Genomic DNA, 17,997 nt, shown 5'->3' on the forward strand with positions numbered 1-17,997 from the left:
GACCTGCGCGGCGACGATGCTCACAGGCGACGCTCGGACAGACCTTCGCTCCGGGCAGCCGCCAGCGCGCCGGCGGTGGCCTTGGCGCTGATCTTGTACTGGCCCAGCTTCTTGCGCAGGGTGGCGCGGTTGAGGCCGAGCATGTCGGCGGCCTTCGACTGATTGCCCCGGCAATAGGCCAGCGTGGCGCGCAGCAGCGGCGGCTCGACCTGCGCCAGGATCACGTCATAGAGGTTTTCCGGCGCGTGGCCGTTCAGCGCCCGGAAGTAATCGTTGAGGCTGTCGGAGACGGCATGGCTGAGCGGCTTGGTATCACGCTCGTAGGGCTTGAACGACATGGGTCTTACGAACGCTTGGGGCGTCCGCGCGCAGCGAAAAGGGCGGCAATGATACCCCCAAGGCCGGCGGTTAAAAAGCGTTCAGTACGCCGGATTTTTGTGACAGCCTCATTGTCGCCGGCCGTTGATGCGGTTCCAGCCTTCGCGCTGGCCGTCCGGCTCGAAGCTGAACCAGGGCGCGTAGGCGGCGCGCACTTCCTCGGCCTGCCGTTCCAGCAGGCCGGCCAGCGCGAATGGCGCGCCCGGCTCGGCGCAGCTCGCCAGCAGCGGCGCCAGCTGGATCAGCGGATTGGCCAGGATGTTGGCGACCAGCACGCCGTGCGGTGCCGCTTGGAAGTCTTCCGCCAGCAGCGTGGTCACCCGCTCGGCGACGCCGTTGACGGCAGCGTTGTCGCGGGTCGCGGTCAGCGCCTGCGGGTCGATGTCCACGCACACTGCACGCTCGGCGCCCAGCAGCAGGGCGGCGATGGCGAGAATGCCGCTGCCGCAGCCGAAATCGAGCACGGTGCGGCCCTTGAGATCGGTCTGCGCCAGCCATTCCAGGCACAGATAGGTCGAGGGATGAGTGCCGGTGCCGAAGGCGAGGCCGGGATCGAGCAGCAGCACCGTGGCATCGGCCTCGGTGACCTCGTGGCGCTTGGCGCGCGGCACCACCCAGAACTTCTCGGCGATGCGCTGCACCGGCCAGTGCTCCAGCCAGACCCGCACCCAGTCGCGGTCCTCGATCAGCAGGGTTTCGGTGCGCAGCGCCTCGCGCTCGGGCAAGGCCTCGCGCAAGGCGGCGAGCACCGGCGCGAGGTCGTGGTCTTCCTTGAAGTAGGCCTGGGTGATGGTGTCGGGCCAGAACGGCGTTTCGCCGGGCAGGGGCTCCAGGATCGGGCTGTCGGCGGCGTCGATGAAGCTCACCGCCGCCGCTTCGTGGGCGCTCAGCAACTCCTCGGCGAAGTCGGGAGTCCGGGTAAACACGCGCAGTTGCAGCCAGGCCATGGCAGTTCCGTGGAATCTAGGGGCGCCTAGGGTAGCGCGACCCAGCCCCTCGCCGCGTCAGGCCACCAACTCCTCCAGACCGCTGGCCAGCTTGTTGACCGGCGGCATCTTCTCCGCCGCCGCCAGTTCCAGACCCAGATGGTCGAGCACGCGGATGTCCAGGGTCATCAGGCTGGTGTCGGCGCTGTCGTGACGCTCGTAGCCGGCAGCGAAATGGCTGCCCAGATAGACGCAGGCGGCGGGGCGCGAAAAGTCCTCGGCATAGAGCGGGTCCGGGGCGTGGCGGATGGCGTCGACCATGCCGGGCGGAAAGCGCCAGCTTTCGGCCAGCTCGGCGCCGAGATCGGAATAGGCAAAGCCGACCTGCGCCCGCTCGCAGACCGCGCGCTCGCGGTCGAAGAAGCGGGTCTGACGCTCCACCTCGCGGAGTTCTTCCTCCATCGCCATCACCATCAGCGGCTCACCGATGGCGTGCAGCAGTCCGGCGGTGAACGCGGCCTGCGCGTCCTCGCCACATTGGCCGGCGAAGTAGCGGGCGCTGACCGCCGTGTGCAGGCAATAGCGCCAGAACAGATCACGCCCCAGCGAGGCCGGCACCTTGACGCTGGCGGCGAAGCCGGCGCCGACCACCAGCATGCGCAGGGCATCCAGGCCCATGAACACGATGGCGTCGTTGACGCTGGTGACGGTGCGGCTGCGCCGGTAGTAGGCGGAATTGGCCAGACGCAGCACCTTGGCGGCGATCACCGGATCGGTGTTCACCAGCCGGGCGATGCGCGTCAGATCAATCTGCGGCTGGTCGAAGGTGGCGATCAGCTCCTGCACCACCTTCGGCACCGCCGGCAGGGTGTGGACGCGGGACATCAGGTTGGCGGGCGTGGCGAGCATGGCGAGACCGGGCGGCGGGGCTGTTCGCTCTAGATCGGCCCCGACCACTCCCAGCTTGATCCCATGCGGCGCCTTCGGTCGGCGCCGCCCTACCGCTCAACCCTCGCCGCGCTCCAGCATCTGTCCGAGGTAGTGGATGTGGTGCTCGCCGGCGACGAAGGTGGCGTCATCAAGGATGCGCCGCTGCAGCGGGATGTTGGTCTGGATGCCGTCGATCGCCATCTCCGAGAGCGCGATCCGCATGCGCGCCATCGCCGATTCGCGGGTCACGCCATAGGTGATCAGCTTGCCGATCATCGAGTCGTAATTGGGCGGCACCCGGTAGCCCGCGTAGCAGTGCGAGTCGATACGCACGCCCGGCCCACCGGGTACGTGGTAGCGCTTGATCTCGCCCGGCGAGGGCACGAAGGTCTTGGGGTTCTCGGCGTTGATGCGGCACTCGATGGCGTGGCCGCGCGGATTGACCTGGTTCTGGTCGATCCACAGCGTCTCACCCTGGGCGATGCGGATCTGCGCCTGGATCAGATCGACCCCGGTCACCAGCTCGGTCACCGGATGCTCGACCTGGATGCGGGTGTTCATCTCGATGAAGTAGAAGCGCCCCTTGGCGTAGAGGAACTCCATGGTGCCGGCGCCGCGATAGCCGATGCGCTTGCAGGCCTCGACGCAAAGTGCGCCGATCTCGGCACGCTGGGCAGCGGTGATGCCGGGCGCCGGGCTTTCCTCGATCACCTTCTGGTTGCGGCGCTGCATGGAGCAGTCGCGCTCGCCCAAGTGCACGCAGTTGCCGTGACCGTCGGCGAGTACCTGAATCTCGATGTGGCGCGGCTCTTCGAGGAATTTCTCCAGGAACACCGAGCCGTCCTTGAAGGCATTGAGCGCCTCGGTGCGGGCCAGCTGGATCTTGTTGATCAGCTCGGCCTCCTCGCGCACCACATGCATGCCGCGACCACCGCCACCGGCGGCGGCCTTGATCAGCACCGGGTAGCCGACCTTCTGGGCGATCTCGCGGCACTTGGCCTCGTCGTCCGGCAGCACGCCGTCGGAGCCCGGTACGCAGGGCACGCCGGCCGCGATCATCTCGGCCTTGGCGCTGGTCTTGCCGCCCATCAGCCGGATGGTTTCCGAGCGCGGACCGATGAACACGAAGCCGGATTTCTCGACGCTCTCGGCGAAGTCGGCGTTCTCGGAGAGGAAGCCGTAGCCTGGGTGGATGGCGTCGGCCTGGGTGACCTCGGCGGCGGAGATGATCGCCGCCATGTTGAGGTAGCTGCCAGAGGCGGCCGCCGGGCCGATGCACACCGACTCGTCGGCGAGCAGCACGTGCTTCAAGTCGCGGTCGGCGGTGGAATACACCGCCACCGTCTTGATGCCCATCTCGCGGCAGGCGCGCTGGATGCGCAGGGCGATTTCGCCACGGTTGGCGATCAGGATCTTGTTGAACATGGCGCCGGCGCTAGGACCTGTGAACGCTATGGGAGTCGCTGCGGCCGAAGGCTGTTTTGGCGCAGCGCAAGGAAGGGAGGCCGCGCGATGGTTGATACCATCGAAGGACTCGCTGACGCCGCGATGCGCCAAAACAGTCCGGCGCCGACACGGTGTTTGCGAAGCAAGGGGTGCGGGAGGCGCCGGAGGTGCTCGTGCCCGCACCCACCTCGCTGCGCGAAGGCCCCGTGGCACGAGCACGCCCCGAAGGGTTGCGGCCAGAAAGCCGCCATGCCGCGTTGCTCGTCGCTCGTTTAGAACGACTAAACCACGCTCCTCGCGCCTCGCCTGGCGGCTTTCTGACTCGCAACGCAGCGATTCCCATAGCGTTCACAGGTCCTAGGCGGGGTCGATGGCGAACAGCGGTTGGTCGAACTCCACCGGCTTCTCGTTCTCGGCAAGCACGGCGGCAATCACGCCGTTCTTGTCGGCCTCGATCTGGTTGAGCATCTTCATGGCTTCGATGATGCAAAGAACCTGCCCGGCCTTCACCGTCTGCCCCACTTCCACGAAGGACTTCGCGCCCGGCGAGGGCGAGCGGTAGAAGGTGCCGACCATCGGCGACTTGACGATGTGCTGGTTGCTGGCCGGGGCGGCAGGTGCGGCGGCCGGTGCCGCCGCGGCGGGCGCGGCTGCCGCGACCGCAGCGGGTGCCGGCGGCTGCGGGTACTGGCCGTAGGCGGCGGGCGGCAGCATCACCTGCTGGGCCAGACCACCGGTGGGATAGCGGCTGATGCGCACGCTCTCCTCACCTTCCTTCACTTCCAGCTCGGCGATGCCGGACTCTTCTACCAGGTCGATGAGCGTCTTGATCTTGCGCAGGTCCATGACGGGTGAGGCTCCAAGGGAGGATCAGCGGTTCGTTGCCGTTGACCGGATGAGGAAGGGAACGGAGAAGAAACTCAGAGCGCCGGTCGCAGCCGCTCGTGCAGCGCCTGCAACGCCAGCCGGTAACCGGCCGGACCGAAACCGACGATCACGCCGGCGGCCTTGTCCGACAGGTAGGAGTGCTGCCGGAACGGTTCGCGGGCGTAGACGTTGGACAGATGCACTTCCACGAAGGGCAGATTGACCGCCACCAGGGCATCGCGCAGGGCGATGCTGGTGTGGGTGTAGGCGCCGGGGTTGATGATGATGGCGTCGACGCCCTCCACCGCCGCCTGCTGGATGCGGTCCACCAAAGCACCTTCGTGATTGGACTGGAAGCAGGACAGCCGGTGACCGAGGATCACTGCCTCGCCAGTGAGCGCCGACTCGATGGCGGCGAGGCTCTGGTGGCCGTAAATACCCGGCTCACGGCTGCCGAGCAGGTTGAGATTGGGACCGTTGACCAGCAGCAGGTGGCTCAAGGGAGCGTGACGCGGTTCACGAACATGAACGGAGTCTGCCCCAAGGGCCCGCCGGGAAGCAAATCAAAGGAGATGGGGCCCACTTAGCGGATTTTGATGACCACTTGGTGACTCGTGCATCAGCCCTCGGCGGGCAGGAAGCGGTCCAGCAGCATCGCCAGTTTGGCGGCGTCGATTCCGCCCATTTCCAGGTGCCGGATCAGCCCGTCGGGGCCGATCAGCACGGTGTAGGGGATCGCCCCCAGGCTATTGCCCAGGCTCTCCATGGCGGTCAGCACCGCCTCGTCGCCGGCCAGGGTCGGGTAGTTGAAGCCCATTTCCTGCACCGCCTTGCGGACCGCCTCGGGGTCGTCCATCGCCACCCCCAGCACCTGCAGGCCACGCGCGCCCTGCTCGGCCTGGGCCCGGATCAGCAGCGGAATCTCTTCCATGCAGGGCCCGCACCAGGTCGCCCAGAAATTGACCAGCAGCCAGCGCCCCCGCCATTCGGAGAGCTTGCGCGGTTTGCCGTCGAGGTCGTTGAGAGTGACTTCCGGCGCCGGCCGCCCCTCCAGTGCGCCGTTGGCCGGCGGAACCCGGGGCACGCCTTCCGGGATCACCGGCGCGACCGGCTGGAAATGCCGCGCCACCCCATAGCCGCCGCTGGCGGCGACCACCGCGATCAGCAGCGCGCCCAGCGCCTGCCGGGAAAAAACCGCGCTCAAGGGACCGCGACCAGTTTGGTCTGCGGCGGGTAGCAGACGCCGATGTCGGCGCAGCCCTGGTAGCGCACCCGCAAGGTGCGCGGCAGCGGCGCGCCCGCAGCCAGCGGGATGCTCGCCTGCAACTGATCGCGGTAGATCTCGACGCTGCCGAATTCCGGATCCTGCTTGCTCTCGCCCTTGGGCAACTGCGCCGCCGCCAGGCTGAGCTTGGCCGGATTGTCGACGCTGACCTTGAGCATGTGCCGGTAGAGGTAGTAGCCGGGCGCCACGTTCCATTCCAGCTTCAGATTGCCGCCGTCGCGGCGCGCGCCCAGGAACTGGAAGGCCTGATCCACCGGCAGCAGGGCGTCGGGCCTGACCTTGGGCTGGAGCAGGCCGCCGGCCGCCAGCGCCGGCGCGCTCAGCAGGAGGACGCCGCTCAAGGCGAGGGAGAGTCGGAAACCTGGGATAGCAGCCATTGCAGGTAGGGAGGATGGGCGTCGTCGAGCTTGACCGCGACGATTTCGGGAAGTTCGTAGGGGTGCATACGCAGAACGGCGGCGCGCAGATCCGCAAAGCGGCCTTCGGCGGTCTTCGCGATCAGCAGGGTCTCGCCGTCTTCGCAGACTTCGCCCTGCCAGCGGTAGACCGAACGCAGGCCCGGCAGCAGGTTCACGCAGGCGGCCAGCCGCGACTCCACCAGGGCGCGCGCCAGCACGGGCGCCGCGTCGGCGGGAGCGGAGATCAGGACCAACAGGGCGGACATGCGGATTGCGGATTGCGGATTGCGGATTGCGGATTGCGGATTGCGGATTGCGGATTGCGGATTGCGGCGAAGCATAGCGGCACAATGCCGGGGCCACCGAGAGCCGCCATGACCACCCAGATCCGCCCTGCCCGCGCCGACGACTGCGAACTGATCGTTGCCCTGATCCGCGAACTCGCCGAGTACGAAAAGCTGCTCGACCAGTGCCAGGCCACTCCGGAGGCGCTGCGGGAATCGCTGTTCGGCCAGCGCCCCTGGGCGGAATGCCTGATCGCCGAACAGCACGGCCAGGGGGTGGGCTTTGCGCTGTACTTCCACAACTACTCGACTTTCCTGGCCAAGCCCGGCCTGTATCTGGAAGACCTCTACGTGCGCCCGGCGGCGCGTGGGCTCGGGCTCGGCAAGGCGCTGCTGGCGGCGCTGGCCAAGCTGGCGGTCGAGCGCGGCTGCGGCCGCTTCGAATGGAGCGTGCTGGACTGGAACAGCCCGGCGATCCGCTTCTACGAGAGCCTCGGCGCCCGGCCCCAGGACGAATGGACGATCTACCGGATCACTGGCGAGGCCCTGAACACCCTGGCGAAGCAGGCGCAGACGTAAACTCTCCGGCAATTCCGCCTTGCCGCCGGCGACGCCGGCTTCCGCCATGACTGCTTCCTACGTCTACCCCGCCGCCGCGCCCGAGCGCGACGCCCTGCGCCGCGCCATCTCCGCCGCCTACCTGGCCGACGAGACCGCCCTGGTCAACAAGCTGCTCGGCCTCGCCGCGCTGCCGCCCGAACACGCCAGCCTGGTGGTGCGCCAGGCCGCCGACTGGGTGGAGCGGGTGCGGCGCCTGAAGAACGAGCAGTCGCCGCTTGACGCCTTCATGCAGCAGTACGACCTCTCCAGCGAGGAAGGGGTGCTGCTGATGTGCCTGGCCGAGGCGCTGCTACGCATCCCCGACGACGCCACCGCCGACAAACTGATCGCCGACAAGCTCGGCGATGCCGACTGGGAATCGCACTTCGGCAAATCAGATTCACTGTTCGTCAACGCCGGCACCTGGGGCCTGATGCTCACCGGCAAGATCGTCAAGCTCGCACCCGACACCACCTCCGACTTCCGCCGCGCGCTCAACAAGCTGGTGGCGAAGTCCACCGAGCCGGTGATCCAGCTCGCGGTGCGCCAGGCGATGCGGCTGATGGGCTCGCAGTTCGTGATGGGCCGGACCATCGGCGAGGCGCTGAAGAACGCCCGCAGCAAGGCCCACCGCGCCTACCTGCACAGCTACGACATGCTCGGCGAGGCGGCCCTGACCAGCGCCGACGCCGAGCGCTACTTCAAGGCCTACCAGGACGCCATCGCCGCCATCGGCAAGGCGGTGCGCGAGGACGCGGTATTCGCCAGTGCGCCGGTCTACGGCCGCCCCAACATCTCGGTGAAGCTCTCGGCGCTGCACCCGCGCTACGAGCTGGCGCAGCGCGAGCGCGTGCTGCGCGAGCTGACACCGAAGCTGCTGGCGCTGGCCCAGCAGGCCAAGGCCGAGGGCATCGGCCTGACCGTCGATGCCGAGGAGGCGGATCGCCTGGAACTGTCGCTGGACCTGATCGAGGCGGTGTACGCCGACGACTCGCTGGCCGGCTACGAAGGCTTCGGCCTGGCCGTGCAGGCCTTCCAGAAGCGCGGCCTGGCCGTGATCGACTGGCTGGAACAACTGGCGCGCCGCGTCGGCCGGCGTCTGGCGGTGCGGCTGGTCAAGGGCGCCTACTGGGACACCGAGGTCAAACGCTCCCAGGAGCAGGGCCTGGCCGGCTACCCGGTGTACACCCGCAAGGCCAACACCGATGTCGCCTACCTGGCCTGCGCGCGCCGCCTGCTGGCCGCGCGCGAGGTCTTCTACCCCATGCTCGCCACCCACAACGCCCACTCCGTGGCAGCGGTGCGTGCCTACGCCGGTGACGAACTCGGCTACGAGTTCCAGCGCCTGCACGGCATGGGCGAGGCGCTCTACCAGGTGGTGAAGGAAGACCTGCCAGTGCCCTGCCGGGTCTACTCGCCGGTGGGCTCGCACGAGGATCTTCTGCCCTACCTCGTGCGTCGTCTGCTGGAGAACGGCGCCAACACCTCCTTCGTCAACCGCATCTTCGACGACAACACCCCGCCCGAGGCGCTGGTCGCCGATCCGGTGGAGGCGGTGCGCGCGCTGCCGGTGAAGACCAACCCGCATCTGCCGCTGCCGTCCGAGCTCTACGGCGCCGAGCGGCGCAATTCCGCCGGGCTGTTCCTGACTTCGGAGCCCGACCTCGCCGCGCTCGCCACGCAACTCACCAGCGTTCAGACGCCGATGCGGGCGACCTCGATCACCGCCAGCCTGACCATGCCGGGCGAGACTCATCCGGTCAGCGACCCCGCCGACCGCCGCCGGACGCTGGGCGAGTGGACCGCGCTGCAGCTCACCGCGATCCCCACCCTGGTCGCCGACGCCCGCCGCGCCCAACCGGGCTGGAACGCGCTCTCCGCCGACGCCCGCGCCCTGGTTCTGGAACGCGCCGCCGACCGGCTGGAAGCCGAGCCGGCGCTGTATCTGCGACTGCTGCTGCGCGAGGCCGGCAAGACGCTCGCCGACGCCAACGCCGAGGTGCGCGAAGCGGTGGACTTCCTGCGCTACTACGCGGCGCAGGCGCGCAAGCTGATGAGCCGGCCGACCGCCCTGCCCGGCCCCACCGGCGAGCACAATGAGCTGCAACTGCACGGCAAGGGCCTGTTCGTCTGCATCTCGCCCTGGAACTTCCCGCTGGCCATCTTCGCCGGCCAGATCGCGGCGGCGCTGGCGGCCGGCAACGCGGTGATCGCCAAGCCCGCCGAGCAGACCAACCTGATCGCCTACGCCTTCACCAGCCTGCTGCACGAGGCCGGCGTGCCACGCGCGGTGCTGCAACTGGCGCTGGGCGATGGCCTAGTCGGCGGCGCGCTGGTCGGCGCCGAGGGCGTGATCGGCGTCGCCTTCACCGGCTCGGTGGAAGTGGCGCAGAAGATCAACCGCAGTCTCGCCGCGCGGCCCGGACCCATCGCCACCCTGATCGCCGAGACCGGCGGCCAGAACGCGATGATCGTCGATAGTTCGGCCTTGCCCGAGCAGGTGGTGAAGGACGCCATCCACAGCGCCTTCTATTCCGCCGGCCAGCGTTGCAGCGCGCTGCGTCTGCTCTGCGTGCAGGAGGAGATCGCCGACAAGGTCTCGCAGCTGCTGGCGGGCGCGATGCAGGAGCTGGTGCCGGGCGACCCGGCGCTGCTGGCCACCGACATCGGCCCGGTGATCGACGAGGAGGCACGCGACAAGCTGCTGGCCCACGCCGCACGCATGCGCGCCGAAGCCCGGCTGATCGGCGAGCTGCCCCTCCCCACGAGCTGCGCGCACGGCAGCTTCGTCGCGCCGCTGGCGGTGGAGCTGGACAACCTGGCGGCGCTGCGCGAGGAGCAGTTCGGGCCGATCCTGCATCTGCTCCGCTACCGGGCCGATCAGCTCGATGCCCTGATCGACCAGATCAACGGGCTGGGCTACGGCCTGACCCTGGGCGTGCACTCGCGCATCGAGCGCACCTGGCGGCGGGTGCAGGCGCGCACGCTGGTCGGCAACAGCTATATCAATCGCGGCATGACCGGCGCGGTGGTGGGTGTGCAGCCGTTCGGTGGCGAGGGCCTGTCCGGCACCGGCCCCAAGGCCGGCGGCCCGCACTACCTGCTGCGCTTCGTCACCGAGCGCACGCTGTCGGTGAACACCTCGGCGGTGGGCGGCAACGCCCGGCTGCTGGCGGCCAGCGCCTGAGCGAGGATCGGGCGAAGACCGGAGCGGCGCGCCTCAGCGCGGGCTGAGGCGGGTTTCCAGTTGCAGCTTGCAGGCCAGCCTGAGGCCGCTGACGTCGGCCTCGCAGCCCTGGATCTGGCGTGGCTGCGGCACCGACTCCGAGCCGGCGAGCGTGGAATTGAGTATCAGGCCACCGAACAGCGAGCCGGCGCCAAAGGTCGTCAGCAGCAGCCAGCGGCGGCGGCGGCGCCAGTCGGCCTCGTCGTAGATTCGCAGCATGGGTGGCGTCCGAGTCGGGTCTGACGACACTGTCGCCGGAGACCCACCGCCGGTAGCGCCGGGGACGATGGGCGGCGCATTGGCGCCGACCAAGCGTCCCGCCCGGGGCCTCAGCGCTTGCCCAGGCTGACGTCGCCGGAGAAGCTGGTGAGCACGATGTTGCCGCGTCCCTCGCCCAGGCGCAGCACCGTGCGCTTGCCGTCACCGGCCGGGGTGGTGGCATCGAAGTCGCTGTGCTTTTCGCCGCTGAAAGTCTTCAGCGTTACCTCGGCGGATAGCGCCGCCGGCGCGTCGAAGCGGACATCGCCGGACAGCGACTCGGCCTTCACCACCGCATCCAGTGCCGCCGCCGCGCGCAGGTCGACGTCGCCGGATACCGACTTCAGCTCCAGGCGACTGAAGGTGCCGCCCTCGACGCGGACATCGCCGGATACCGACTCCGCGCTCAGCGCGCCGGACGGGCCCTCGATGTTGGCATCGCCGCTGACCGTGCTGACCTTGGTGTCGACCGCCAGGGGCGCCCGCACGGTGAGATCGCCGCTGACGGTCTGCACGCTGAGCTGGCGCGAGTTGACCTCGACCTGGACATCGCCGCTGACCGTGCGCGCCACCAGCGCGCCCTTGAGGCCGCGCACCACCAGATCGGCACTGGTGCCGTCCAGGGTCAGCGCCACTCCGGCCGGCACCCGCAGGTGCAGGCGGGTTTCGTCGTAGGGCCCGTAGCGGTCGGACTTCTTGGTCTTGACCTCCAGCTTGAGGTCGCCCGGAGTGCCGCTGATGTCGAGCTTTTCGACGTTGTCAGCGAGCTGGGCGGCGATGTCCAGGCTGGCCTTGTCCCAGGCCTCGACCTGGATCACGCCGGCGACATTGCGCACGCTCAGGCGCGCCTCGGCGTTCAGCGGCCGCTGCTCGGCAAACTCGCGCGGGGCGGCCTGAGCCAGGCTGGCCACCATGGCCAGCGCCAGTGCGGGGAAGGTGATGCGACGCATGGGTAACTCCTTCAATCGTGTTCGCTGTTGTACAGACCCTGCAGGGAGCGGCGCTGCGCCTCGGCGGCGGCCAGCAGGTCCTGCAGGGATTCGGATTCCGGGTCCAGCCGCAGGGCGCGCTTCAGCTCGCGCTCGGCCTGGCTGACCATCTTCAGATTGGCGCGCAGCAGGCCACGGTGGTGACCGCCGGCCTTGTAGCTGCGGGCAGCGAAACGGCCCGAGGGGCGGTAGTCGACATTGACCAGCCCGCTGGCGGGATCGTCGCCGGCCTCCGGCAAACCTTCCCAGCTCTCGGTGCGCAGGCTGCGCAGCTGCCGGGGCAGGCTCGCCACCAGCTCGCCCTGCGGCGGCTGCCAGACCGCACCGCTGCCGGTGCTTGCCGGCGCAGCCGGCGCCGAGGCCAGGTTCAGCGCCGCCGTGGTCTCCGGCACCGGGCTGGGGCTGCGCAGGATCAAGCCGACCAGGCTGGCGACGCCAAGGCTGGCGGCGAGGCCGTAGGCCCAGAGCGGCTGGCGCCGCCGCCGTGGCGGCAGGCGCGCCTCGATGCCGGACCAGAGGTCGCGCTCGGGCAGGCGCTCGCGCGCCAGTTGCTCCAGGCCGGGGACCGGAGCCTGCTCGTGGCCGGCGTCGCCCTGCTCGGGACGTTGCGGGCGGGTGCTCATGACAACCACTCCTTCATCAGTTTGCGGGCGCGATGCAGCTGCGCCTTGGAAGTGCCGACCGCGATGCCGGTAGCGGCGGCGATTTCGTCGTGCTGCCAACCTTCGAGATCGTGCAGCACCAGAACGGCGCGGGCGCCCTTTGGCAGACGCGCCAGCGCGCGCTCGACATCCAGGCGATCACCGAGGCTGGCGCTGGGGTTGTGGCCGGGTTCGGCGGCGCCGTCCTCCAGTGCCTGGTCGAAGCTGGTCCAGCGCTTGAGCAGCCGGTGTTCGCCCAGCACCACGTTGACGGTGAGGCGGTGCAACCAGGTGGAGAAGGCGGATTCGCCACGGAAACTGTCGAGCTTCTCCCAGGCGCGCACGAAGGCATCCTGGGCGGCCTGGTCGGCCTTGGCGGCATCGCCGTCGCAGAGTCGCCAGCAGAGTCCGTAGACCTTGCCGATGTGGCGGCGGTACAGGCGTTCAAAAGCGCGGGCGTCACCACGGGCGGCGGCGCGCACGTCCTGGGCGTCGTCACCGAGCGCCGGCGCGCGCGCGGGGCCGGTCACCACCTGCGGTTCGTTGGCCGCGTCGGGCATCGTCAGAGACATGTCGAAGGTGGCGGAACTGAGATCCATGCCGCTTCGATGCGACTCCGGGTCCTGGGGTTTGAATGTCATCCGACCTCCCCGTTCAGACCGGGCCTTGGGGCGCCTATGATCAGCGCCCGTCTGCGGCCATCCTCGCACAGCCCCGCCATGAGCAGCCACGATGAATAGCGCCAGCCTGCTGGTCACCGCCGCCGGCGCCCACCTGCTGGCGGTGATGAGCCCCGGCCCGGATTTCGCGATGGTCAGCCGTCAGACCCTGGCGCACGGCCGCGCCGCCGGGCTGCGCACCGCCTGGGGCATCGCCACCGGCATCGTCTTTCATGTCGGCTATGCGCTGTTCGGCCTGGGCTGGCTGCTGGAAGCCTACCCGCTGCTGCTGGAACTGCTGCGCTACGCCGGCGCTGGCTTCCTGGTGTGGATGGGCAGCCGCGCCCTGCGCAGCGCGCCACCGAGCGTCGGCATGCCCGCTGCGGCGGAGACGGCAGCGCCGGCGCGCCACGATTTCCTGATCGGCCTGGCCACCAATCTGTTCAACCCCAAGGCCACGCTGTTCTTCGTCGCGCTCTGCTCGGCGCTGCTGACCACGCCGACGCCGATGACGCAGAAACTCGGCCTGGCCGCCTGGATCGTGCTGACCACCGGGGCCTGGTTCAGCCTGGTCGCCCTGCTGCTGGGCCTGCCGGCCGCCCGCGCGCGGCTGGCCGCCAAGGCCTGGCTGATCGACCGCGCCATGGGCCTGGTGCTGGTGCTGCTCGGCCTGGGGATGCTGCTGGCGCCGCTGATGCCGACCTGATCGCGGTGCGAGCGCTCAGGGCTGCTTGGCGATGGAGCGCCAGAGCATGCCGAACAGCACATTGGCCTGGGCGGTGAGCGGCTCGCGCTGGCCACGGTGGATGTGCATCTGCACCAGCCGGCCGAGCACGCCGAAAAAGTAGTCGAGCAGCACCTTCTCGCTCACCTCGTCGGTGAGGATGCCCTTCTCGCGGCCCTCGTGCAGCACCTTGATGAAGGTGCCGAACAGCGCCGGGTTCTCGTAGTTCTCCTGCTTGCGCCAGGTGTTCACATAGACGCTGCTCATCAGCATCTGCGCGACCTTGGGGTTCTTCTCGAAGAAATCGAGAGTGACCCAGAACACCTTGCGCAGGCGCTCCTTGTAGTCCTCGATGCCTTGCAGGTGGTCGATCATCCGCGCTGCCAGCAGCCCCAGCCAGGAGTCCAGGCCGGAGAACAGCAGCGCCTCCTTGCTGCCGTAGTACTTGTAGAGCGTCTGCAGGCTGACGTTGGCGCCGCGAGCGATCTCGATGAGCCCGACGCGATGGAATTCCCGCTCCGCGAAGATGTCCAAAACGGCCTGCTCGATGCGGGCGCGGGTGGCCGGGTCGATCTGCCCGGGCCTGCCCTCGACGGCTGCCGGCGCAGCGGCATTGGCGACCTGCTTCTTCTTCATTCCGTAATTATCCTTACTACCGCTTTGACAGTACCGACAGCACCCCAGTGGCGGCGCTGCATTGACGACCGAATACCTGCTACCTATGCTCGGGCAGCAACGTGCCAGCCGGTATGCACGCACCCTGCCAACGCCTTACCAAGGCGATTCAGACAGCATTGATCGTAATTCAGATTACCAACTCGAACAAGACCATGACCGACGCCTACATTTTCGATGCCGTGCGCACCCCTCGCGGCAAGGGCAAGAAGGACGGCAGCCTCCACGAGGTGACGCCGATCCACCTGTTGAAGAACCTCTTCGACGCCCTGCGCGAGCGTAATCAGCTGGATACCTCCTACGTCGACGACGTGGTGCTCGGCTGCGTCACGGCGGTCGGCGAGCAGGGCGCGGACATCGCCCGCATCGCTGCGCTGTACGCCGGCTGGCACCAGTCGGTGGCGGGCGTCACCCTCAACCGTTTCTGCGCCTCCGGCCTGGAAGCGGTGAACCTCGCCGCCATGAAGGTGATGAGCGGCCAGGAACAGCTGGTGGTGGCCGGCGGTATCGAGAGCATGTCGCGCTGGGCCATGGGCAGCGACGGCGGTGCGATGGTGATGGACCCGCGCGTCAACGGCGCCATTGGCTTTGCTCCGCAGGGCATCGGCGCCGACCTGATCGCCAGCCTGGAAGGCTTCAGCCGCCGCGATGTCGACGAATTCGCAGTGCGCTCGCACCAGCGTGCGGCGGCGGCGCAGGCGGCCGGCTATTTCGACAAGACCCGCGTGCCGGTGAAGGACGTCAACGGCCTGGTCGTGCTCGACCACGACGAGACCATCCGCGCCGGCACCACGCTGGAAACCCTCGCTGGTCTCAAGCCCAGCTTCGCCGACATGGGCGCGATGGGCTTCGACGCCACCGCCCTGCGCAAGTACACCACGGTGGAAAAGATCGACCACGTCCACCACGCCGGCAACAGCTCCGGCATCGTCGACGGCGCCTCGCTGATGCTGATCGGCAGCCAGGAGATCGGCGCCAAGCTGGGCCTCAAGGCCCGCGCCCGCATCAAGGCCTGCGCGGTCACCGGCAGCGAGCCGACCATCATGCTCACCGGCATCGGCCCGGCCGCGAAGAAGGCATTGAAGCAGGCCGGCATGAGCGCCAAGGACATCGACCTCTACGAGATCAACGAGGCCTTCGCCGCCGTGGTGCTGCGAGCCGCCCGCGACCTCGACATCCCGCTCGACAAGATCAACGTCAACGGCGGCTCCATCGCCATGGGCCATCCGCTCGGCGCCACCGGCTGCATCATCCTCGGCACCCTGCTCGACGAACTGGAGCGCAGCGGCAAGCAGACCGGCCTCGCCTCGCTCTGCGTCGGCGGCGGCATGGGCATCGCCGCGATCATCGAACGGGTGTGAGCCCGAGGGCTCACACGTCTCGCGCGCAGAAGCGCGACAGCCAAGGAACACGGAGCAAACCATGAGTGCAGTCCAATTCACTGTTGATGCCGATGGCATCGCCACCCTCGTCCTCGACATGCCGGGCCGTTCGATGAACGTGCTCAACGACGAGCTGACCACGCCGTTCGGCGAGGCCATCAGCAAGATCGAAGGCGACGCCGCCATCAAAGGCGTGATCATCACCAGCGGTAAGAAGGAATTCCTCGCCGGCGCCGACATCGAGAAGGTCTACGCGATGACCGACCCGAAGGAAGCCTTCGAAATGGCCGAGGCCTACAAGGCTTTCCTGCGCCGGCTGGAGAAGTGCGGCCGGCCGGTGGTGGCCGCGCTCAACGGCACCGCGCTCGGCGGCGGCCTGGAGCTGGCGCTGGCCTGCCATTACCGCGTCGCCATCGACGACGCAAAAGCCAAGTTCGGCCTGCCGGAAGTGAAGCTGGGCCTCTTGCCCGGCGGCGGCGGCACCCAGCGGCTGCCGCGCCTGATCGGCATGCAGGCGGCGCTGCAGCCGATGCTGGAAGGCAAGGAGTTCAAACCCTCGGAAGCCAAGCTCGCCGGCTTCATCAACGAGCTGGCCAAGGACAAGGACGAGCTGCTCGCCAAGGCCAAGGCCTGGGTACTGGCCAATCCCAAGGCGGTGCAGCCCTGGGACGACAAGAAGTTCAAGTTCCCCGGCGGCGACTCCAAGAGCCCGGCGATGGTGCAACTGCTGGCCATCGCGCCGTCGATGGCGCACGCCAAGACCCAGGAGAACTACCCGGCCGCCGACAACATCCTGTCCTGCGTCTACGAAGGCGGCGTGGTGGACTTCGAGACCGGCTGCCGCATCGAGTCGCGCTACTTCGCCGAGCTGGTGGTGTCGCAGGTGTCGAAGAACATGATCGGCACGCTGTGGTTCCAGCTCAACGCCATCAACAAGGGCAAGTCGCGGCCGGAGGGTTTCCCCCGCTCTTCGGTGAAGAAGCTGGGCGTGCTCGGCGCCGGCATGATGGGGGCGGGCATCGCCTACGTCTCGGCCAAGGTCGGCATCGAGGTAGTGCTGCTCGACACCAGCCAGGAGGCCGCCGACAAGGGCAAGGCCTACTCCACGACACTGCTCGACAAGCAGGTGAAGAAGGGGCGCATGACCGCCGGCGCGCGCGACGAATTCCTCGCCCGCATCACGCCCACCACCGACTTCGCGAAGATAGAAGGTTGCGATCTGGTCATCGAAGCCGTGTTCGAGGACCGCAGCATCAAGGCCGAGGTGACGAAGAAGACCGAGGCCGTGCTCGCCGCCTCCGCCACCTTCGCCTCCAACACCTCCACGCTACCGATCACCGGCCTCGCCACCGCCAGCACGCGGCCGAAGAACTTCATCGGCCTGCACTTCTTCTCGCCGGTCGACAAGATGCCGCTGGTCGAGATCATCCTCGGTGCCGAGACCTCGCCGGAAACCCTGGCGAAGGGCTTCGACTACGTGCAGCAGATCAAGAAGACGCCGATCGTGGTCAACGACTCGCGCGGCTTCTATACCAGCCGCGTGTTTGCCACCTACATCATGGAAGGGGCCTCGCTGCTGCTCGAAGGCCAGCACCCGCGCTCGATCGAGATGGCGGGTCTGAAGGCCGGCATGCCGGTCGGGCCGCTGGCGCTGCACGACGAGGTCTCGCTCTCGCTCAGCCACCACATCCTCGAACAGACCCGCAAGGACTACGCGGCCGAGGGCAAGGCCATGCCCGAACATCCTGCCAATGCCCTGATCGAGAAGATGGTCAAGACGCTCGACCGCCCGGGCAAGAAGGCCGGCAAGGGCTTCTACGACTATCCGCAGAATGGCGAGAAGCATCTCTGGAAGGGCCTGGCCGAGCAGTTCCCGCTGTCCCCGAACCAGCTTGAGCAGTCGGCGCTGATCGACCGCTTGATGTATGTGCAGGCCAACGAGGCTGCCAAGTGCTTTGAGGAGAACGTGGTGATGACGGTCGCCGATACCAACATCGGCTCGATCTTCGGCTGGGGCTTCGCGCCTCACCAGGGCGGCGCGCTGCAGTTCATCAACGCGGTCGGCGTCGCGAAGTTCGTCGCCCGTAGCGAGGAACTGGCGGCGAAGTACGGCGCGCGTTTCCAGCCGGCGGCGCTGCTGAAGAAGATGGCGGCCGAAGGCCGGCGCTTCGAGTAGCGATGTTCACCGCCCCGCGCACGCACTTACTCCTCCCCCCGCCTGCGGGGGGATGTTGGGAGGGGGGCGTTGCCACGCCCCGCCATTGCCCGACAAAACGCCCCCACCCCAACCCTTCCCCGCAAGCGGGGGAGGGAGTTTTGGGCGAGGCTT

The 17,997-nt window shown here is 68.3% G+C and carries 19 protein-coding genes; 5 read left to right on the forward strand and 14 right to left on the reverse strand.

The features are described 5' to 3' along the window. Positions 1–20: 20 nt before the first annotated feature. The 9 genes from ED208_RS05560 to cutA all read right to left on the reverse strand — a co-directional run bounded on the left by ED208_RS05560 (position 21) and on the right by cutA (position 6,496). Complete coding sequence (locus ED208_RS05560; protein ID WP_123210887.1) at positions 21–338, reverse strand: helix-turn-helix domain-containing protein; 318 nt, start codon at positions 336–338, stop codon at positions 21–23. Positions 339–446: 108 nt separating this feature from the next. Continuing rightward, the gene (gene prmA, locus ED208_RS05565) at positions 447–1,325 is read right to left on the reverse strand and encodes a 50S ribosomal protein L11 methyltransferase (protein WP_123210888.1); all 879 of its coding nucleotides are present in this window, start codon (positions 1,323–1,325) and stop codon (positions 447–449) included. A 57-nt stretch (positions 1,326–1,382) separates the two neighbouring features. Continuing rightward, positions 1,383–2,189, reverse strand: a complete 807-nt coding sequence (locus ED208_RS05570; RefSeq protein WP_158608447.1) for an HDOD domain-containing protein — start codon at positions 2,187–2,189, stop codon at positions 1,383–1,385. 120 nt (positions 2,190–2,309) lie between these two features. Beyond that, on the reverse strand, positions 2,310–3,659 hold the full coding sequence (gene accC, locus ED208_RS05575) for an acetyl-CoA carboxylase biotin carboxylase subunit (RefSeq protein WP_123210890.1): 1,350 nt from the start codon (positions 3,657–3,659) through the stop codon (positions 2,310–2,312). 378 nt (positions 3,660–4,037) lie between these two features. Next, positions 4,038–4,526: an acetyl-CoA carboxylase biotin carboxyl carrier protein gene (accB, locus tag ED208_RS05580; protein ID WP_123210891.1), complete on the reverse strand. Its 489-nt coding sequence runs from the start codon at positions 4,524–4,526 to the stop codon at positions 4,038–4,040. 74 nt (positions 4,527–4,600) lie between these two features. After that, positions 4,601–5,047 carry a type II 3-dehydroquinate dehydratase gene (gene aroQ, locus ED208_RS05585; RefSeq protein ID WP_123210892.1) on the reverse strand — a complete coding sequence of 149 codons (447 nt, stop codon included), beginning with the start codon at positions 5,045–5,047 and terminating at the stop codon, positions 4,601–4,603. Positions 5,048–5,166: 119 nt separating this feature from the next. Continuing rightward, positions 5,167–5,751, reverse strand: a complete 585-nt coding sequence (locus tag ED208_RS05590) for a TlpA family protein disulfide reductase (protein WP_158608448.1) — start codon at positions 5,749–5,751, stop codon at positions 5,167–5,169. Beyond that, entirely contained in the window at positions 5,748–6,173 is a 426-nt protein-coding gene (locus ED208_RS05595; RefSeq protein WP_158608449.1) for a protein-disulfide reductase DsbD N-terminal domain-containing protein, read from the reverse strand. The genes ED208_RS05590 and ED208_RS05595 overlap by 4 nt, the downstream gene beginning before the upstream one ends. Next, positions 6,170–6,496, reverse strand: a complete 327-nt coding sequence (gene cutA / locus ED208_RS05600; protein ID WP_123210895.1) for a divalent-cation tolerance protein CutA — start codon at positions 6,494–6,496, stop codon at positions 6,170–6,172. Before cutA ends, ED208_RS05595 begins: the two co-directional genes overlap by 4 nt. Before the next feature lie 108 nt (positions 6,497–6,604). Here cutA and ED208_RS05605 point away from each other — a divergent pair, with 108 nt between their 5' ends. Both ED208_RS05605 and putA read left to right on the forward strand, forming a co-directional pair. Then, a complete protein-coding gene (locus ED208_RS05605) occupies positions 6,605–7,093 on the forward strand; it encodes a GNAT family N-acetyltransferase (protein WP_199720524.1) in 489 nt (162 codons plus the stop codon). A gap of 46 nt (positions 7,094–7,139) precedes the next feature. Beyond that, positions 7,140–10,301: a bifunctional proline dehydrogenase/L-glutamate gamma-semialdehyde dehydrogenase PutA gene (gene putA, locus ED208_RS05610; RefSeq protein WP_123210897.1), complete on the forward strand. Its 3,162-nt coding sequence runs from the start codon at positions 7,140–7,142 to the stop codon at positions 10,299–10,301. 33 nt (positions 10,302–10,334) lie between these two features. Here putA and ED208_RS05615 read toward each other — a convergent pair whose 3' ends face one another. The 4 genes from ED208_RS05615 to ED208_RS05630 form a co-directional block, all read right to left on the reverse strand. After that, positions 10,335–10,559 carry a hypothetical protein gene (locus tag ED208_RS05615; RefSeq protein ID WP_123210898.1) on the reverse strand — a complete coding sequence of 75 codons (225 nt, stop codon included), beginning with the start codon at positions 10,557–10,559 and terminating at the stop codon, positions 10,335–10,337. A 110-nt stretch (positions 10,560–10,669) separates the two neighbouring features. After that, complete coding sequence (locus ED208_RS05620; protein WP_123210899.1) at positions 10,670–11,548, reverse strand: DUF4097 family beta strand repeat-containing protein; 879 nt, start codon at positions 11,546–11,548, stop codon at positions 10,670–10,672. Between the two features lie 11 nt (positions 11,549–11,559). Continuing rightward, a complete protein-coding gene (locus tag ED208_RS05625; RefSeq protein WP_123210900.1) occupies positions 11,560–12,210 on the reverse strand; it encodes a hypothetical protein in 651 nt (216 codons plus the stop codon). Further along, complete coding sequence (locus tag ED208_RS05630; protein WP_436286621.1) at positions 12,207–12,788, reverse strand: RNA polymerase sigma factor; 582 nt, start codon at positions 12,786–12,788, stop codon at positions 12,207–12,209. Before ED208_RS05630 ends, ED208_RS05625 begins: the two co-directional genes overlap by 4 nt. A 172-nt stretch (positions 12,789–12,960) precedes the next feature. On the opposite strand from ED208_RS05630, the gene ED208_RS05635 reads away from it, so the two are divergent. Beyond that, a complete protein-coding gene (locus tag ED208_RS05635) occupies positions 12,961–13,593 on the forward strand; it encodes a LysE family transporter (protein WP_123210902.1) in 633 nt (210 codons plus the stop codon). Positions 13,594–13,608: 15 nt separating this feature from the next. Here ED208_RS05635 and ED208_RS05640 read toward each other — a convergent pair whose 3' ends face one another. Continuing rightward, positions 13,609–14,247 (reverse strand): TetR/AcrR family transcriptional regulator, encoded by a 639-nt coding sequence (locus tag ED208_RS05640; RefSeq protein ID WP_123210903.1) that lies wholly within the window; start codon positions 14,245–14,247, stop codon positions 13,609–13,611. A 194-nt stretch (positions 14,248–14,441) separates the two neighbouring features. Between ED208_RS05640 and ED208_RS05645 the strand changes: the two genes are divergently transcribed. Both ED208_RS05645 and ED208_RS05650 read left to right on the forward strand, forming a co-directional pair. Then, positions 14,442–15,647, forward strand: a complete 1,206-nt coding sequence (locus tag ED208_RS05645) for an acetyl-CoA C-acetyltransferase (protein WP_123211219.1) — start codon at positions 14,442–14,444, stop codon at positions 15,645–15,647. Between the two features lie 61 nt (positions 15,648–15,708). Beyond that, on the forward strand, positions 15,709–17,844 hold the full coding sequence (locus tag ED208_RS05650; protein ID WP_123210904.1) for a 3-hydroxyacyl-CoA dehydrogenase NAD-binding domain-containing protein: 2,136 nt from the start codon (positions 15,709–15,711) through the stop codon (positions 17,842–17,844). Positions 17,845–17,997: the final 153 nt, after the last annotated feature.

Origin of the sequence: Stagnimonas aquatica (genome assembly GCF_003730135.1) — a bacterium.
In the GTDB taxonomy this organism is placed as follows: domain Bacteria; phylum Pseudomonadota; class Gammaproteobacteria; order Nevskiales; family Nevskiaceae; genus Stagnimonas; species Stagnimonas aquatica.

Excerpts from the sequence above, each read along its gene's own strand:
- ED208_RS05560 (WP_123210887.1), bottom strand. The coding sequence starts at position 338 with ATGTCGTTCAAGCCCTACGAGCGTGATACCAAGCCGCTCAGCCATGCC.
- prmA (WP_123210888.1), bottom strand. The coding sequence starts at position 1,325 with ATGGCCTGGCTGCAACTGCGCGTGTTTACCCGGACTCCCGACTTCGCC.
- ED208_RS05570 (WP_158608447.1), bottom strand. The coding sequence starts at position 2,189 with ATGTCCCGCGTCCACACCCTGCCGGCGGTGCCGAAGGTGGTGCAGGAG.
- accC (WP_123210890.1), bottom strand. The coding sequence starts at position 3,659 with ATGTTCAACAAGATCCTGATCGCCAACCGTGGCGAAATCGCCCTGCGC.
- accB (WP_123210891.1), bottom strand. The coding sequence starts at position 4,526 with ATGGACCTGCGCAAGATCAAGACGCTCATCGACCTGGTAGAAGAGTCC.
- cutA (WP_123210895.1), bottom strand. The coding sequence starts at position 6,496 with ATGTCCGCCCTGTTGGTCCTGATCTCCGCTCCCGCCGACGCGGCGCCC.
- ED208_RS05605 (WP_199720524.1), top strand. The coding sequence starts at position 6,605 with ATGACCACCCAGATCCGCCCTGCCCGCGCCGACGACTGCGAACTGATC.
- putA (WP_123210897.1), top strand. The coding sequence starts at position 7,140 with ATGACTGCTTCCTACGTCTACCCCGCCGCCGCGCCCGAGCGCGACGCC.
- ED208_RS05615 (WP_123210898.1), bottom strand. The coding sequence starts at position 10,559 with ATGCTGCGAATCTACGACGAGGCCGACTGGCGCCGCCGCCGCCGCTGG.
- ED208_RS05620 (WP_123210899.1), bottom strand. The coding sequence starts at position 11,548 with ATGCGTCGCATCACCTTCCCCGCACTGGCGCTGGCCATGGTGGCCAGC.
- ED208_RS05625 (WP_123210900.1), bottom strand. The coding sequence starts at position 12,210 with ATGAGCACCCGCCCGCAACGTCCCGAGCAGGGCGACGCCGGCCACGAG.
- ED208_RS05630 (WP_436286621.1), bottom strand. The coding sequence starts at position 12,788 with ATGCCCGACGCGGCCAACGAACCGCAGGTGGTGACCGGCCCCGCGCGC.
- ED208_RS05635 (WP_123210902.1), top strand. The coding sequence starts at position 12,961 with ATGAATAGCGCCAGCCTGCTGGTCACCGCCGCCGGCGCCCACCTGCTG.
- ED208_RS05640 (WP_123210903.1), bottom strand. The coding sequence starts at position 14,247 with ATGAAGAAGAAGCAGGTCGCCAATGCCGCTGCGCCGGCAGCCGTCGAG.
- ED208_RS05645 (WP_123211219.1), top strand. The coding sequence starts at position 14,442 with ATGACCGACGCCTACATTTTCGATGCCGTGCGCACCCCTCGCGGCAAG.
- ED208_RS05650 (WP_123210904.1), top strand. The coding sequence starts at position 15,709 with ATGAGTGCAGTCCAATTCACTGTTGATGCCGATGGCATCGCCACCCTC.